Raw genomic sequence first — 15,358 nt, forward strand, 5'->3', positions numbered from 1 at the left:
AATAGGTTTTCGCACATTATTGAAATACAAATGGAGAAAATATGTTTAAAAAAATAATAAATGTTGCTTTACTTCTCGTCGCGTTTACTTTTATGACGAGCCAGGCCTTTGCAAAATGCAGTCCTGATACTGAAAAAGATGGCAAATCTGCCTGTGGCGCAAACCAAGTTTGCTATTTGGTAGAAGGCGCTTGTATTGATAAGAAAAGTCTTCCTGCTGGAAAGGCTTGTAAGAAATCAGGTGTTTGTCAAAATACTTGTGTGAATGAAAGCGGTGCAGAAACCAAAGACGATGGTTCTGAAACAGGAAAATGTAGCTAAACCACTTTGCTAATAATTTAATGCATATGTTCGCTACTACATAAATTTTAAACAAGTAGCGCAATAAGAATCACAAAGCATCAAGAGCGCCAATAACCAGCTAAATATATCGCGAAATACTTGCGAATCTCATTTAGCTGGTTTTCTAATCAGAAATAATGCTAATTCTCGGTCTTTTTATTTGACATCATTTTCTTGACGAGTGGTATGCCGAGCAATCCTACTAAAGCGCCTATCAAGATCATGAGATAGTTTTGTGTATCGGATTTAGTGAATGCGGTTGTTATCTGTCTAACCACCGCGCTTTGTTCTGCTTTGTCTGAAACCTTTGGCAAATTTTCTGCTTCATAGATATCATTTATATTATAAGGTGTTAAGCCTGGAATACTAGGGATGTTTTCTCCTCCTTTTCCAACCACTAATTGCGCTTTCATACCTTTTTCCATGTGATGAGAAATATCACAGTGTGCTAAAAAGGTATCATCCGAGCCAGGAACAATGATGGTGCCCGACACTGTTTTAGGTCCCGTTACTTCTAAATGAAACATGCCGTACTTATAGAGGTATTTGGGTAAACCGTGCACCATAAACTGATGGCGGATATGATCCTCGTTGATGAAATGAAATGTCACTTTTGAGCAAGGCTTGACTCGCCATTCTTGTTGATCAAATGCAAATATCGTACCGGGGAATTTTGCTGCATATTTTCTGCCGGCACGTACAGTAATTTCTTTTTCTTCCGAGATACTTTTGCAGCTGCTAGGCAATTTATCAATATTTTGTCCCATAATCATCGTACCCTCATGATCCATGATGTGATCATGATCCATATGATGATGATGATGCATATCGCCGTGCTCTGTTGATTTATCTGAGTGTTGGCTATGGTCAATCATATGATCGTGTGTTTTGTCTATAACGCTATGGTCTTGATCATGTTCATGCAAGTGATCGACTGCCGATCCGCTTTCTTGACTCATACTGTGACCGCTATGATCGTGGTGTTCATGATGACCTGCTTCATCCTTCGTTTGCATTTCATGATGCTTATGTTGATCGTGTTCATCAGGCTTCGATTGTTGTGCTGCCACGTCAACACAAAGCGCTAGCACCGTTAGTAAGCAAGCAATTTTTATGGTTTTGATCATGATTGTTTGTTCCCCTTATCACTTCTAATGCGTGAAATGGCAGTCATAACACATTGCTTGAAGTATTCGCGTTTCGCAAAGATGAAATAAATTAAAAGACCTGCAACTAAACCGTACAAAGCATTCAATAAATTGTTCTGTGTTGTGATGTCCATGCGAATCGCTTGTCCGCCTGGAGAACCTAAACTGGCTGCTTCGTCAAGATCTTGCCATATAGGTACTCTTCCTTGCCAAAATTCTTGCGTGAAATTGTAGCTGAGATCAACACCAAAATGACTGGTTTTAGGTAAACCATTTTCACCAAGATACGATGGATATACGATGGAACTCATACTACCCCCTTCAGCCATGCCATCAGTAGTTATGCCTTTTTCGCGGTGATCGTGAATCAACCAATCCCCTTCGCCGTAACTGTGTTTTCCGTCGTTGGTGGTGTTTAATGTTAAATCCAAGCGTTGTGCGGGTGCTATATCAAAAACATCGCGCATGATTTGTGCAACCGGGTTATGTTCCACGCCGTCATAGTGTGTGATCGTGGCGTGATGTCCATGCGTATGAATAGCGATTGTTTCTCCACCGCTATTGAGTAAACGCAGTTTGATTTTTTGATCAGGTTTGACGATGATTAAGGATTCTCTTAACGAATAGGGAAACGACAAGCCATTGATCGTATAATAATCCTCAGTCGAATCCGTGATGTCGTAACGTCGATTCATATCACGTGCTATCAAGCGAGGATCATTGTATTTCTTGATAATGTCGCCCAATTCTTTATCCATCGCATGGTAATGCAGATCATATTCTTGATCGAAATTTTCTCTGATTGCAACAGATGGGTAACGCACATGACCGCCACCGATATTGAGAGTTTGTAACAAGTTATTCGGTCTGTTTTCTTCCACGATGATCATTCCTGCTAGGCCCATCGATAAGTGCGTATGGGTTTGCACGTGGCAGTGATAAAACATGGTGCCGGTTTGGCGCGCTTGGAACTCATAAATGCGGCGCTCGCCAGGCATTAATTCAGTTTCACTGGTTTGTGGCACGCCATCATTGCCGCCGTGATCTTTATGAGCAAACGGGTGATCTACGCCATGCAAGTGGATGCTATGGGGAAAATAATGCGTGTTTTCTAAAATAATTTGTACGATATCTCCTTGTTCCACTCGTATAACTGGCGCGGGTAATCTCAGCAACGGATTGGCTCTAACACTTTCAAAATTTTCGGTAGACATGCCACTGGTTTTGGGTGCAAATACCCAAGCACCAGGCTGTACCCCGGGCGCAATATCGAAAGTAGGAAGAATACCTGGGAAATCGGGTGATTTGCCGTTTAGTTCCATTACTTCAAGCTTGATGATGATTCGATCGTGGTCACCGTCACCATCCAAATCATCCATTTTAATGATAGCATCCGGTGATAATCCGGTTTTCATTAAAGTATCCATGGAAATATTGTTGGTTCCTTTAACGGCTGCTGCAATCCAAGCTGGGTTATCAGGACTGCATCCAGGAGATGCTTCAATTTTTACACCATCAATAACTTGTGCTTCACGCCATGAAGGAGATATTTTAGGATCGCAAGGCGGTTCGGATGTTAGCGCCGCACGATCAACTTTGATTGTTTCAGGCAACAACAACGACGCTTGTGCGTCGATCGTAGTTAACGCCAAATAAAAAATCGGTATGATAATGAGGATAGGGTTAGGCATATCAACGTACCTTTGTTATTTATCAATGTAATATTAAAACAAGGCCAGATCGTATCATTTGATACGGTCTTGCTCAATTTAGATTATCAATGCAACGTTACTTTCTGGAATGGCAGGTCTGCTGAAACGATCCTTAATGTTATATTCACAGACAAGTAGAATTGTGAAGAATATCTTTAATTATCTATGCAATGCTTTTACATAATCTATCAGTTTATTTTCCTCTATATTATACAGAATCCTTATATGTTTTTGTGTCTTTTCCATTACTAGAAGGGTAGATTGCGTGACGTATATTAAATTGACCATTAAATCGGAAGTGGATTTTTCCGTGCGGTTGAATGCTTCTGTCGGGAGAAAAAAAATCATTTTTCTCAGATATTTAAGTACATTGTTTTGTTTGTTACTAATTTCGTGTGGAAAAGATACTAATCAACCTGTATCAACCGTTACGAACGCAGTACCCGTTAGTTTCATTGTTGCGCAACCAGTAGATTTGCCAGTTACACTTGAAACCATTGCTCAGACAGAAGGTGCTAAGGAGGTTGAAATTCGTCCTCAGGTAGGAGGGATTTTATTAAAGCGCTTATATGACGAAGGAATGCCGGTAAAAGCAGGTGAGCAGTTGTATTTGATTGACCCCGAGCCTTATAAAAACGCATTGGCTGAAGCTAATGCAGTAGTACAAGAACAGCAGGCTCGAATAACGCTTGCACGCGAAGATTTAAAACAGCAACATCAGTTATATGAAAAAGGATTTATTAGTCGTCGCGCCTATGATTTGGTTAAAACTGAATTGGCAGTGATAGAAACAGCACTGCAATCAGCTAGAGCGCGTGCGCGCCAAGCGCAATTGAATTATTCTTATACTTTGGTTAAAGCTCCCGTCAGCGGAGTAACTGGGCGTTCTCAGTTTTCCGAGGGAACTTTAGTGTCGGCCAATACTAGCGTTTTGACAACAATATCTCAGCTTAATCCCATTTGGGTTCGTTTTAGTTTCTCGGAAAACGAAATTATGCAATTTGGTGACTATCTCAATGATGAGAATGTTCACAATATTACCTTGGTTCTTCCAGATGGAGCAGAGTACCCGCTGCCCGGACGTATTAATTTCGCTGCGAGTCAAATTGATATGGCGCTGGCGACTCAGCAAATCCGAGCAACTTTTGAAAATCCTGAGCAGCGTGTGTTATCGGGGCAATTTGTTCGCGTTCGTGTTACTGCGGGGAAAGTGCATACGGTATATCGCATTCCTCAACTGGCCGTATTGACATCGGATTTGGGTAAGTATGTATACGTCATTAATGACGATCTCACGGTATCTTCGAGATCGGTAAAGGTAGGGCGCTGGGTCGGGGAAGACTGGCTTATTGAAGCTGGATTAAACTCTGGGGACCGTATTGCGGTCGATAATTTAATGCGGTTGGCGCCAGGTAGATTGGTTATACCTCGCTCATAGGCTCATTTCAATTTACGATTATTAGTGATAACAAACGCTATAGCCATTACAACATGACTCGCTTTTTTATTGAACGACCGATATTTGCATCGGTGCTATCAATCTTTATCGTTCTGGCTGGATTAGCTGCGGCGATGCAGTTACCGATTGAACAATACCCTAAAATTGTACCGCCAACAGTAGTTGTAACGGCGACTTATCCTGGTGCAAATGTTGAAACATTAATCAAGACTGTAGCCGCGCCCATTGAAGAAAAATTGCATACTTTAGAAGGCTTACAGTATTTCAGCTCTAGCGCGGATTCGAGCGGACGATTAACTATCACGGTTACCTTTGAAATCGATACTGACATAGATCGCGCCGTTTTTAGCGTCAGCAACGAAGTCAATACAGCAATGGCACGTTTGCCAGATGAAGTGCGACGTACAGGCATTACAATTCAAAAGCGTTCGAATGATTTGTTAATGGTTTTTGCATTCACATCACAAGATTCCGAACATACACCATTGTTTCTAAGTAACTTTATGACGACCAATATTCTGGATGAAATTAAGCGTGTTCCGGGTGTTGGTGAAGCACGGATTTTTGGTGCGCAGGATTATTCGATGCGCATATGGTTACAGCCTGACCGAATGGCGCAATTAGGCATTACTGCACGTGATATTGCCGATGCAATCAGAGCACAAAATACCCAGCAAGCCATTGGAAAAATCGGTCAAGAACCTGCTTTGGTTGATCAGCAACTGGTGTATACCGTAACTGCGCGGGGTCGATTGCTTGAACCTGAGCAATTCGAGCGAATTGTTTTACGTGCTAGCGGCCCTAGTGGCATGTTGTATTTGAAGGATGTCGCACGTATCGAACTGGGGGCGCAAGATTATGCAACGCGTACTTACATTAATGGTGAGTTAGGTCTCGGAATCGGTATTTTTTTACGTACCGGCGCGAATGCATTGGATACTGCAGTTGCTGCAAAAGCTAGAATGAATGACTTGCAATCATACCTTCCAGAAGGAATGCAGTATGTCGTTTCATACGATGCAAGTGTGTTTGTTAAAGCTTCTATATGGGAAGTAGTGAAGACTCTGGGGGAGGCGTTGCTACTGGTTGTTTTGGTGGTCTTTTTGTTTTTGCAAACTTGGCGTGCAACATTGATTCCGGTGATTGCCATACCTATTTCGCTGATTGGCAGCTTTGCAGGCTTGTGGCTATTAGGGTACTCCATTAATACCTTGACGTTGTTTGCCATGGTGCTATCGATCGGTATTGTGGTCGACGATGCGATTGTTGTGCTTGAAAATATCGAGCGCCTAATGTCCGAAGAGAAACTCTCACCTTTTCAAGCAGCGATCAAAGCCATGCAACAAATATCGAGCGCTGTGGTGGCAATGACTTTAGTCTTGGTTGCGGTATTTATTCCAGTGGCTTTTTTGGGTGGGGTTGCCGGTGAATTGTATCAACAGTTTGCTGTGACAATCGCGGTGGCCAGTGTGATTTCGGGTATTGTTGCATTGACATTAACACCGGTGTTGTGCGCGTTGTTACTTAAGCCAAATGAGCATTTGTCAAAGTATTTCGATGGCTTTAACCATCAATTTGAACGGATTCGTGGTTGGTATGTCCGGATGGTTGGTTTGAGTATTCGCTACACTGCGCGTAGTTTGATGCTTTTTTTATTAGTGATTTTGATTTTGGCTTACTTGGTGCGCAGTATTCCAAGCGGATTTATTCCATCTGAAGATCAAGGATACGTGATCGGTGTGGTGATACTGCCTGACAGCGCGACTTTGGCGCGAACGATTAAAGTCTCCGATAAGATTACAGAAGCTTTGGCGAAAGATTCAGCTATTGAGTATCAGTTTTCAGTAAACGGATTGGATTTTATTGGGGGTGGTGGCAATAAAACCAATGTTTCCACTGTGTTTGTGCGCATGAAAGATTGGTCAGAGCGAACAGTAAGCGCCAACGATGTGGTTGGCCAGCTATCAGCCATCGGCATGCAGCAGTCGGATGGTTTGGTCGTTGCTTTCAATCCTCCAGCGATTCGAGGATTAGGAAGTACCGGTGGCTTCGAGTTTTATGTGCAAAGCCGTGTTAATACGGATGTTGTACGAATGGCAGAGGTGGTCAATGAGTTGCTGGAGTCTTTAAAGCAAGAACCACGCTTGGCTTCAATGAATACGTTTCTACGCGTATCGGTGCCGCAGTACTACCTGGAAGTGGATGAAGCTAAAGCTGTCGCGCAAGGAATACCCATTGCTGATATTTATGCTGCTTTACAAAGCACCATGGGTACCCTGTATGTCAATGATTTTAATCGATCAGGAAGAACATACCGAGTGCAGTTGCAAGCAGAAGCTAAATATCGTATGAAGGCGGATGATCTCGGTAAGGTATACGTGCGCTCGGAGTCGGGAGCAATGGTTCCTTTATCCGCTTTGAGTAAGGTCAAACATATTGTAGGTCCAGAACAATTAGAGCGATACAATGGCTTGTTGTCGGCAAAAGTTATGGGCACAACAGCGAGTGGTACCAGTTCGGGAGATGCCATTGCCTTGGTGGAACAACTTGCTCAACAAACATTGCCTGAAGGTTATCAAATTGCTTGGACAGGAACCGCCTTTCAGGAAAAAAAGATAGGTTCGGTTGCGGTATTGGCGGTTAGCTTGGCAATCGTTATGGTTTTTCTCATTCTGGCCGCGCAATTTGAGACATGGACATTACCGCTAGCTGTTATTCTTGCGATGCCTTTTGCAATACTAGGGGCATTATTGGCAATTCTCATCTTGGGAATGAATAACGATATTTATTTTCAGATCGGTATGGTGACGCTCATCGCTTTGGCCGCAAAAAATGCCATCTTGCTAGTTGAGTTTGCGAATCAAAAAGTGCAGCAAGGTGTTGCCATGCATGAAGCGGCTATTCAGTCAGTGCGGTTACGTTTTAGACCGATTGTTATGACTTCCATGACATTTATGCTTGGTGTAGTGCCGCTTGTCATCGCAACTGGGGCCGGATCTGCAGCACGGCAATCCATGGGGACTGGTGTATTAGGTGGCATGATCATGGCAACCTGTGTGGCAACTATTTTTGTGCCATTATTTTTTCTGATCGTATCCAGGAATACTGTCATTGCTAAAGAAACTGGCATTCACCAAGAATAAAGCGGTGTGCTGGTTAAAACGGTTATGACAAAACATACTGAGTAAATAAGGAATTTGCCATAATTGCGCTACAATGACGCTTATGGATCTAAGTAAATCTAATAAAGCAGAAATTGCTCGAGCCGTACAAGAAAAGCTGCAAGATACCAATATTATATTGGTCGGAATGATGGGGGCAGGTAAAACCACCATCGGTAAGGCTTTATCTGTTTTGCTTAATAAAGATTTTGTTGATTCCGATCACGAAATTCAAAGCCGTACCGGGGTGAAAATTCCGGTCATATTTGAAATAGAAGGAGAAGTAGGTTTTCGGAAACGTGAATCTGAAGCGTTGGTTGATTTAGTAAAAAAGCGCAATATGGTTTTAGCGACCGGTGGAGGCGCAATACTGAGTCAAGAAAACCGGAAAGCCTTACGAAAAAATGGTGTGGTTATTTATTTACGCGCATCGGTTAATGATTTATACCGTCGCACCCGATATGATAAGAATCGACCGCTTTTACAAACTAAAAATCTTTTGGAACGCTTGAATGATTTGCATGCGCAACGTGATGTTTACTATCGGGAAACAGCGCATATCATTATAGATAGTGGTAAGCAAGGAGTGCGTTTTCTTATACAAAAACTTATCCATAAACTAATATCACTGGATTTTCAAGAAATCAACAGGAATCATTGCCAGAATAATATGCAGACCATTACAGTCGATTTTGCTACGGTATCGGAAAAGCGTAGTTATCCCATTTATATTGGATATGGAATTCTCGATCAGGTAGATTTATTGTTGTCGCATATTCCTCAAATGCGGGTGGCAATTATTTCCAATGAAACGGTAGCGCCTTTATATTTAGGTGCGTTAACAGCAGCACTGGCAAAAAAGAAAATCACTGTTGTTCCTATCATTTTGCCGGATGGCGAAGTACATAAAAACTGGCAAACTCTCAATGTAATTTTTGATGCGTTACTTAAAAATCATTGTGAGCGTAATACGACTGTGATAGCACTTGGCGGTGGTGTTATTGGCGATTTGGCCGGCTTTGCAGCATCAACCTATTTGCGCGGGGTACCTTTTATTCAAATACCCACTTCATTACTGGCACAAGTTGATTCGTCTGTGGGAGGGAAAACCGGGATTAATCATACGCTGGGTAAAAATATGATTGGTGCTTTTTATCAGCCGCGTATGGTGCTGACTGACAGTGCTACTTTGAATACCTTGCCGGATAGGGAGTTATATGCTGGACTTGCGGAAGTCATTAAATACGGTTTGATTCGCGATCCAGAGTTTTTTGATTGGCTAGAGCGTAATATGCGCCACTTAATCGCGCGAGATCCGGAAATTTTGAATCAAGCGATTCAACGTAGCTGTGAAAATAAAGCGGAGATTGTTGCAGCAGATGAAAAGGAAAAAGGTGTTCGTGCTCTGCTAAATTTAGGGCATACCTTTGGTCATGCGATCGAAAATGGTATGGGCTACGGTGTTTGGTTTCATGGTGAAGCAGTGGCCGCTGGTATTGTGATGGCTGCTGAATTGTCGTTGCGGATGAAGTTGATTAACGATGCAGATGTAGCGCGTATCCGGGAGATTTTTTTGCAGGCGAAATTGCCAGTTATTGCACCCAAAATGCCACCAGAAAAGTATTTGGAATTAATGGCGTTGGATAAAAAAGTGGAATCTGGGAAAACGCGTTTCATTTTATTGAATCGGATTGGCGAGGCGGTTATGCGTGCGGATATATCATCTACAGTTCTCAAAGAGATCATATTGACCTGTACGTCCCATGAGTAATCCTGAGTATGCGGTATCTGTGCATAACTCAAGAGGACGCATCATTACTGAATCTGTCCCGGAGGGACGTAGTGAGTTTCAGCGAGACCGTGATCGAATCATTCATTCTGCGGCATTCCGTCGGTTGGAATATAAGACACAAGTTTTTGTTAATCATGAAGGTGATTTATTTCGAACTCGTTTGACGCATAGCCTTGAAGTGGCGCAAATCGGGCGCTCTATTGCGAGAAATCTCGAATTGAATGAGGATTTGGTCGAGGCTATTACGCTTGCACATGATCTTGGTCATACGCCTTTCGGGCATGCAGGACAAGATGCATTAAACGACTGTATGCGCGCCTACGGTGGTTTTGAGCATAACTTACAATCGCTGCGTGTCGTCGATGTGCTCGAAGAGCGTTACGCTGCCTTTGATGGCTTAAATCTTTGCTATGAAACTCGGGAAGGTATCTTGAAACGTGCTTCCAAGAGTAATGCGCAGAAATTAGGCATGCTCGGCGAGCGTTTGTTAAAAGGCGAGCGACCATCTATGGAAGCGCAATTAGCTAATTTTTCAGATGAGATCGCCTATAATAATCATGATGTTGATGATGGATTGCGCTCTGGATTGATTACTTTGGAGCAACTGAAAGAAGTCGCGATTTTTTCTCGCCATCTCAATCAAGTCAAGGATCGTTATCCCAATCTGGCAGAACGTCGTATGATCTACGAAACCGTTCGCAGCATGGTTAACACTTTAGTCAATGATCTTATTCAGCAAAGTCGGTATAACATTCAATCTGCAGGAATCGCTACACTTGAGGATGTGCGCACCGCACCTCTTTTAATTGGTTTTAGCCCGACTGTGGATAAAGAACAAAAAGAATTAAAGAAATTTTTATTCAATCAACTATATCGACACTTTCTAGTCGTGCGTATGAATAAGCGCGCACAGCATACGATTGAACAGCTATTTACCGCGTTTAGTCATGAAATCAGAATGCTTCCTACTAAATATCAGAAAAAATTCGAGCGGGAAGGGCATCAGGCAATTGCCGATTATATTGCCGGAATGACTGACCGATACGCGATTAAGGAATATCAGCGATTGTTTAATATCGCTGAAACTTAACGGGAATCACTACATTAAAGCTTTAAAGATGGTTGAATAATCGTGAGGGCGATTTCGATCTGTAAATCCAATTATATTTATATAAGTATCTAAATGATAATATATTTATATTTTTGTTGTTTTGTGAAATCGGCTTTGAATATGCTTTTCTGCTTTCTGTAACAACAATGGTAAAACACGAAATCGGGGTTCGCTGGTAAAATACAAAATTTAACAGCGTGTTATCTTTTTAGATAGTGCACGCTTACAGATGATTTTTTATGGATTCTTAATGACAAATGCTGATGAATGACACATTTCTGCGCGCATTATTAAAAAAGCCGGTTGAATATACGCCTATCTGGATGATGCGGCAGGCTGGTCGATATTTGCCGGAATATAATGAAACGCGAGCACGTGCTGGTGATTTTCTTACTTTATGCAAAACTCCTGCATTTGCTACGGAAGTAACTTTGCAGCCATTAGAGCGATTTCCACTGGATGCTGCGATACTATTTTCGGATATCTTGACGATTCCCGATGCCATGGGGCTAGGATTATATTTTGCGCAAGGTGAAGGTCCGATGTTTGAGCGACCTTTACGTAGTGAGCAAGAAATTAGGGCATTAAGTCCTCCGGACATAAATAAGCAGTTGCGCTATGTCATGGATGCCGTATCGGAAATACGCCGAGCATTGAATAATAGAGTGCCTCTGATTGGTTTTTCTGGAAGCCCGTTTACATTGGCATGCTATATGGTGGAAGGGCGTGGTGGTACTGAATTCCGAGAGATAAAAACCATGTTATATGAGCGCCCGGAATTGCTGCATCATATCTTGGAAGTAAATGCTAAAACCGTAACAGCGTACCTTAATGCGCAAATTGATTCCGGTGCACAAGCTGTAATGATTTTTGATACTTGGGGGGGAGCACTCGCACATTCGGCCTACCAAGAGTTTTCATTACGCTATATGCAACACATCATTGCAGGACTGAAGCGTGAGAAGGATGGTGTGCGAATTCCTAGTATTGTGTTCACAAAAGGTGGTGGACTTTGGTTAGAAGCGATTGCTGCTATCGGGTGCGATGCGGTCGGTTTGGATTGGTCAATCGACATTGGCTCGGCGCGTAAGCGCGTGGGGAATAAAGTAGCGTTGCAGGGAAACCTGGATCCATCAGTGCTTTTCTCTTCACCAGAAGTTATCAAACGGGAAGTGGAGAAGATTCTCTCAAGCTATGGAAACGGAAGCGGCCATGTATTCAATTTGGGACACGGAATCTCTCAATTTACTCCACCGGAGCATGCTGCAGAACTGGTGAATGCAGTCCATTCGTTCAGTCGTAAATTTCATATGACAGAAGAATAGCGTGATAGACTTTTATTTATGCATATTTTGATTATCGAAGATGATTTAGCTATTGCAGCCAATTTGTATGATTTTCTTGAGTCGCGTGGCCATAGCGTTGATGCGGCTGTAAATGGGACGGCGGGGCTTCATCTGGCAGTAACGCAACGGTTTGATGCAATACTGCTGGATTTAGGATTGCCAGGAATGAACGGAATCACTTTATGCCGGAAGTTACGTCAAGAATCACAAATTGATACGCCAATTTTGATGTTAACAGCGCGCGATACCTTGGAAGATAAGCTTATTGGCTTCGAACAAGGAGCTGACGATTATATGATCAAACCATTTGCCTTGAAGGAAGTGGAAGCGCGATTATTGGCAATGCACAAGCGACATGCCGGTAAGGTGGCTAACCGGATTCTGGAAGTCGGAGAGTTGTTTTTTGACCCCAAAACTGTGTCTATTCGCTTTGAAAACAAAAACGTTAAACTTCCACCGAAATGTATTCGTTTACTGGCACTAATGATGAGTGAGCCGGGTAGAGTATTTAGCCGCGAAGAACTTGAACAAGAAGCGTGGGAAGAATCGCAAGAGACGAGCGATACTTTACGTAGTCACATGCATATTTTAAGGCGCGCCCTGACCAAAGCAGGCGGTTATGACCCGATTGAAACAGTGCATGGTTTGGGTTACTGCTTGACACTACGTGAACAACAGTTACGGGATTAAACAAAGCCTACGTTACCGCGTTGCGGTAGCGCTAGCTACATTTAGCATCTTTATTGTTGGGACGCTTTGTATCATTCTTTATTTTTTATCCGACAATATCGAAGAAGCACATATTGAGCAGGTGATTGCAATGGAAATGGATCATCTAATACGCAGTTATCAGAAACACTCCGATTTTAATTCGCAAGTAGGTTTGCATGTTAGAAGTTTTGTCATTAGCAACATGGATGACGAATTGCAGATCCCTGCTTATTTACGAGGTTTAAATCCCGGCTTTCATCGTATTCTTCATGGCACAAAAGATTTCCATGTTTCTGTGCGCATTATTGGTGAAACAAAATTTCTGGTGGCTTATCGCATTGAGCTACATACGCAACGTTTAAAAAAATTAAGATTATCGATTTTACTTTCTTGGTTTATCGTTATAGCTATCGCATTTATTGTTGGCTATCTGTTGGCTAAAGTATTGGTCCGGCAAGTTACTGATTTGGCGGAAAGAGTAAATTCGTTAGCACCAGGGGTTGTGGGAGCCGATTTATTGACACAACCAGACATGGATGAAGAAGTAGCGCAGCTAGCGCGTGCGTTGGACGATTATCAAGCACGCATTAAGCGCATGCTTCAACGTGAGCACGAATTTACTGCCAATATTAGCCATGAATTGAGAACACCTATTACTACTATTTTAACCAGCTGCGAATTATTGTTGGTTGATGATAGTTTATCGGAGCGATTGCACTACCGGATAAAAATGATTGAATCAGCGGCTACCCGAATGGGTGAACAGTTGCAAGCATTGCTATTTCTTGCACGTGAGCAATCGCTAGGAGAAGTCGAAACAGTTGCGCTTGCTGAATGCGTATACGATGCAGTTGATCCCATTTGTATGGAGATATCACGGAAAAATCTGGATTTTGAAGTCAATATTTCTCCTTCTATAACGATTACTGTAAATCGTCAAGCATTGTATACGGTATTAATGAATCTACTGCGTAATGCGGTTCAATATACAGATAAGGGTTTTATTCGAGTTGATTTCAATGATCAACGACTCTCTTTATCGGATTCTGGCATTGGTATTGACCCCGCCTATATGCCGATGTTGTATGAGCGGTTTTTTCGTGGCTCATCCGATGGGGAAGGATTGGGAATTGGGCTGGCAATCGTTAAGCGTATTTGCGATTACTATCACTGGCGCATTGAGATCGATAGCATGCCCGGAAAAGGTACAACATTTCATATTCATTTTACTTGATAGAGCCTCGCCAGTAGGTAATCTGCCTTCACGCTTTCTTCACATTTCTTGTGTTAACGTTTTTACCCTTAAGGTTCCAACCTTAAGTTTTCGCAATCAATAAGCAAGAGTAAGTTTGGAGTTTTTACTTTTAGTAACGGATACAAGCGTCTTATCTCTGTATTTGCGTTACTTTAAAGGATGTTTTGAGAATAGGGTGAAGTATCTTTACAAAGAATTGATTTAAATATAATCAAAATAAATAGGAGTTTTGCATGGCAACTTTGCAACCGGTTGTATTATTTTTTGTATTTGGGGTTCTGGCAGGTGTCATCAAGTCTGACCTTAAAATACCAGAGGCTTTGTATAAAAGCTTGAGTTTGTTTCTATTAATTGCCATTGGCTTCAAAGGGGGAGTGTCAATGGCGAAGTACGATATTATGGAAGTGCTGCCTATCGCCCTCTCTATGGTTGTTTTGGCAGCTTTGATTCCATTGACTGCCTATCCGATTCTGAGGTTTGTCGGTAAATTTACTCAAGCTGATGCGGGGGCGATTTCAGCGCACTATGGGTCGGTTAGTGCGGTAACTTTTGCTGTGGGGGTGGCATTTTTGCAAGCAAAAGGTGAGACATCAGAAGGCTACATGGTATTGATTATGGCATTAATGGAAATTCCTGCTTTGGTAACTGGTACGATTCTGGCACGTGCAGGTGCTGGAGGTGAAAAAACTCAATGGGGTAAATTGATGCACGAAATCCTAACAGGTACCAGTCTCTATCTGTTGATTGTCGGTGTAATCATTGGTTATTACGCAGGTATGGTTAATTTAGTATCGCCTCTTGACAAAATGTTTATGGATTTGTTTATGGGGGTGCTGGCGTTCTTCTTGTTAGAAATGGGGCTATTGGCAGCATCACGCTTGAAGGCAGTTATGGCGAAAGGAGTATTTATCATTGCATTCGGTATTTTGTTTCCAATAACAGCCGGAATGTTTGGTGCTTATTTAGGATGGATATTCGGATTGTCGCCTGGCGGTACTATGCTACTGGCTGTGTTGTATGCAAGCTGTTCTTACATTGCTGCTCCGGCTGCTATGCGGATTGCTGTACCAGATGCAGATCCGGCTGTTTCAATTGGCGCTTCATTGGGTGTGACTTTTCCATTTAATATTTTTATTGGTGTGCCTATTTATTGGCAAATGGCAGAATGGTTTCATAGTATTCAATACTAATAAATATAATGATATAAAGCTAAAAAAAATATCAAATTTGTTGGTTTTAGATAATAAAATTGACAATATAAGCACACGGTAATTTACAATGCGATATAGGATTTTGCTTTTGTTTCTATTGCCGTAGATCTT

11 protein-coding genes are annotated in these 15,358 nt (G+C 42.2%); 9 read left to right on the plus strand and 2 right to left on the minus strand.

Annotated elements, in window-relative coordinates; all coding sequences use genetic code 11:
• The first annotated feature begins 41 nt into the window (after window positions 1–41).
• Entirely contained in the window at window positions 42–320 is a 279-nt protein-coding gene (locus tag W03_RS03735; protein WP_244071526.1) for a hypothetical protein, read from the plus strand.
• A gap of 161 nt (window positions 321–481) precedes the next feature.
• Here the strand turns inward: W03_RS03735 and W03_RS03740 are convergent, their stop codons facing one another.
• Both W03_RS03740 and W03_RS03745 read right to left on the minus strand, forming a co-directional pair.
• Window positions 482–1,468, minus strand: a complete 987-nt coding sequence (locus tag W03_RS03740) for a copper oxidase (RefSeq protein ID WP_244071528.1) — start codon at window positions 1,466–1,468, stop codon at window positions 482–484.
• Window positions 1,465–3,180, minus strand: coding sequence for a multicopper oxidase domain-containing protein (locus tag W03_RS03745; RefSeq protein WP_244071530.1), 1,716 nt, complete (start codon window positions 3,178–3,180; stop codon window positions 1,465–1,467). The genes W03_RS03740 and W03_RS03745 overlap by 4 nt, the downstream gene beginning before the upstream one ends.
• 286 nt (window positions 3,181–3,466) lie before the next feature.
• Between W03_RS03745 and W03_RS03750 the strand changes: the two genes are divergently transcribed.
• The 8 genes from W03_RS03750 to W03_RS03790 all read left to right on the plus strand — a co-directional run bounded on the left by W03_RS03750 (window position 3,467) and on the right by W03_RS03790 (window position 15,226).
• Entirely contained in the window at window positions 3,467–4,639 is a 1,173-nt protein-coding gene (locus W03_RS03750; RefSeq protein WP_244071532.1) for an efflux RND transporter periplasmic adaptor subunit, read from the plus strand.
• A gap of 53 nt (window positions 4,640–4,692) precedes the next feature.
• A complete protein-coding gene (locus W03_RS03755; RefSeq protein ID WP_244071534.1) occupies window positions 4,693–7,803 on the plus strand; it encodes an efflux RND transporter permease subunit in 3,111 nt (1,036 codons plus the stop codon).
• Window positions 7,804–7,885: 82 nt separating this feature from the next.
• Window positions 7,886–9,592, plus strand: coding sequence for a 3-dehydroquinate synthase (gene aroB / locus W03_RS13450; protein ID WP_309296081.1), 1,707 nt, complete (start codon window positions 7,886–7,888; stop codon window positions 9,590–9,592).
• Window positions 9,585–10,703: a deoxyguanosinetriphosphate triphosphohydrolase gene (locus W03_RS03770; RefSeq protein WP_244071536.1), complete on the plus strand. Its 1,119-nt coding sequence runs from the start codon at window positions 9,585–9,587 to the stop codon at window positions 10,701–10,703. Before aroB ends, W03_RS03770 begins: the two co-directional genes overlap by 8 nt.
• A 278-nt stretch (window positions 10,704–10,981) precedes the next feature.
• Window positions 10,982–12,049 (plus strand): uroporphyrinogen decarboxylase, encoded by a 1,068-nt coding sequence (gene hemE, locus W03_RS03775; RefSeq protein WP_244071538.1) that lies wholly within the window; start codon window positions 10,982–10,984, stop codon window positions 12,047–12,049.
• An 18-nt stretch (window positions 12,050–12,067) separates the two neighbouring features.
• Window positions 12,068–12,760 carry a response regulator transcription factor gene (locus tag W03_RS03780; RefSeq protein WP_244071540.1) on the plus strand — a complete coding sequence of 231 codons (693 nt, stop codon included), beginning with the start codon at window positions 12,068–12,070 and terminating at the stop codon, window positions 12,758–12,760.
• On the plus strand, window positions 12,738–14,015 hold the full coding sequence (locus W03_RS03785; RefSeq protein ID WP_244071542.1) for a HAMP domain-containing sensor histidine kinase: 1,278 nt from the start codon (window positions 12,738–12,740) through the stop codon (window positions 14,013–14,015). The genes W03_RS03780 and W03_RS03785 overlap by 23 nt, the downstream gene beginning before the upstream one ends.
• A gap of 254 nt (window positions 14,016–14,269) precedes the next feature.
• Window positions 14,270–15,226: a sodium-dependent bicarbonate transport family permease gene (locus W03_RS03790; RefSeq protein WP_244071544.1), complete on the plus strand. Its 957-nt coding sequence runs from the start codon at window positions 14,270–14,272 to the stop codon at window positions 15,224–15,226.
• Window positions 15,227–15,358: the final 132 nt, after the last annotated feature.

Origin of the sequence: Nitrosomonas sp. PY1 (assembly GCF_022836435.1) — a bacterium.
Taxonomy (GTDB): Bacteria; Pseudomonadota; Gammaproteobacteria; order Burkholderiales; family Nitrosomonadaceae; genus Nitrosomonas.

What these genes read in the sequence shown, in the direction of transcription:
- W03_RS03745 (WP_244071530.1), bottom strand. Translation starts at nt 3,180, where the DNA reads ATGCCTAACCCTATCCTCATTATCATACCGATTTTTTATTTGGCGTTA.
- hemE (WP_244071538.1), top strand. Translation starts at nt 10,982, where the DNA reads ATGCTGATGAATGACACATTTCTGCGCGCATTATTAAAAAAGCCGGTT.
- W03_RS03735 (WP_244071526.1), top strand. Translation starts at nt 42, where the DNA reads ATGTTTAAAAAAATAATAAATGTTGCTTTACTTCTCGTCGCGTTTACT.
- W03_RS03780 (WP_244071540.1), top strand. Translation starts at nt 12,068, where the DNA reads ATGCATATTTTGATTATCGAAGATGATTTAGCTATTGCAGCCAATTTG.
- W03_RS03740 (WP_244071528.1), bottom strand. Translation starts at nt 1,468, where the DNA reads ATGATCAAAACCATAAAAATTGCTTGCTTACTAACGGTGCTAGCGCTT.
- aroB (WP_309296081.1), top strand. Translation starts at nt 7,886, where the DNA reads ATGGATCTAAGTAAATCTAATAAAGCAGAAATTGCTCGAGCCGTACAA.
- W03_RS03770 (WP_244071536.1), top strand. Translation starts at nt 9,585, where the DNA reads ATGAGTAATCCTGAGTATGCGGTATCTGTGCATAACTCAAGAGGACGC.
- W03_RS03790 (WP_244071544.1), top strand. Translation starts at nt 14,270, where the DNA reads ATGGCAACTTTGCAACCGGTTGTATTATTTTTTGTATTTGGGGTTCTG.
- W03_RS03755 (WP_244071534.1), top strand. Translation starts at nt 4,693, where the DNA reads ATGACTCGCTTTTTTATTGAACGACCGATATTTGCATCGGTGCTATCA.